This is a genomic window from Oceanobacillus sp. HCA-5259 (assembly GCF_037892815.1).
Taxonomy (GTDB): domain Bacteria; phylum Bacillota; class Bacilli; order Bacillales; family Amphibacillaceae; genus Oceanobacillus; species Oceanobacillus indicireducens.
The window spans coordinates 1-1,445 of sequence record NZ_JBBKBV010000084.1 but is presented as its reverse complement, the minus strand read 5'-3'; the positions used below and the strand labels follow the sequence as shown (position 1 = coordinate 1,445).

Annotated in this window: 1 rRNA gene; it reads left to right on the top strand. The window is 50.2% G+C overall.

Annotation, left to right across the window (positions count from 1 at the left end):
• Window positions 1-42: 42 nt before the first annotated feature.
• Window positions 43-1,445: ribosomal RNA gene (locus WKU33_RS18850) — 23S ribosomal RNA — on the top strand; the annotation flags it as partial.

The following is a 1,445-nucleotide window of genomic DNA, read 5'->3' as shown; positions in this document are numbered from 1 at the left end:
GACCATCAAGGCAAAACAAAGCTATATTATTTACTGTAACTTAGTTAAGTGAATAAGGGCGCACGGTGGATGCCTTGGCACTAGGAGCCGATGAAGGACGGGACTAACACCGATATGCTCCGGGTAGTTGTAAGTAAACGTTAATCCGGAGATTTCCGAATGGGGCAACCCACTGTCCGTAATGGGACAGTACGTATACCTGAATACATAGGGTGTACGAGGCAGACCTGGGGAACTGAAACATCTCAGTACCCAGAGGAAGAGAAAGCAAATGCGATTTCCCAAGTAGCGGCGAGCGAAACGGAACGAGCCCAAACCAGTAAGCTTGCTTACTGGGGTTGTAGGACACTCCATTGGAGTTACAAAGAAATTCTTTAGATGAATCGATCTGGAAAGATCAGCCATAGAAGGTAACAGCCCTGTAATCGAAAAAGAGTTTCCTCCGGAGTGTATCCTGAGTACGGCGGAACACGTGGAATTCCGTCGGAATCCGGGAGGACCATCTCCCAAGGCTAAATACTCCCTAGTGACCGATAGTGAACCAGTACCGTGAGGGAAAGGTGAAAAGCACCCCGGGAGGGGAGTGAAAGAGAACCTGAAACCGTGCGCTTACAAGTAGTCGAAGCGCATTTATGCGTGACGGCGTACCTTTTGTAGAATGGACCGGCGAGTTACGATTACATGCAAGGTTAAGTGGAAGACACGGAGCCGCAGCGAAAGCGAGTCTGAATAGGGCGAATGAGTATGTGGTCGTAGACCCGAAACCGTGTGATCTACCCATGTCCAGGGTGAAGGTCAGGTAACACTGACTGGAGGCCCGAACCCACGTATGTTGAAAAATGCGGGGATGAGGTGTGGGTAGGGGTGAAATGCCAATCGAACACGGAGATAGCTGGTTCTCTCCGAAATAGCTTTAGGGCTAGCCTCAAAAATAGAGTACTGGAGGTAGAGCACTGATTGGACTAGGGGCCCTCACCGGGTTACCGAATTCAGTCAAACTCCGAATGCCAGCTACTTGTTTTTGGGAGTCAGACTGCGGGTGATAAGATTCGTAGTCGAGAGGGAAACAGCCCAGACCGCCAGCTAAGGTCCCAAAGTATACGTTAAGTGGAAAAGGATGTGGAGTTGCCCAGACAACCAGGATGTTGGCTTAGAAGCAGCCACCATTTAAAGAGTGCGTAATAGCTCACTGGTCGAGTGACTCTGCGCCGAAAATGTACCGGGGCTAAACGTATCACCGAAGCTGCGGATTGTTCTTACGAACAATGGTAGGAGAGCGTTCTAAGTGCTGCGAAGTCAGACCGTGAGGACTGGTGGAGCGCTTAGAAGTGAGAATGCCGGTATGAGTAGCGAAAAAAGAGTGAGAATCTCTTTCACCGAATGCCTAAGGTTTCCTGAGGAAGGCTCGTCCTCTCAGGGTTAGTCGGGACCTAAGCCGAGGCCGA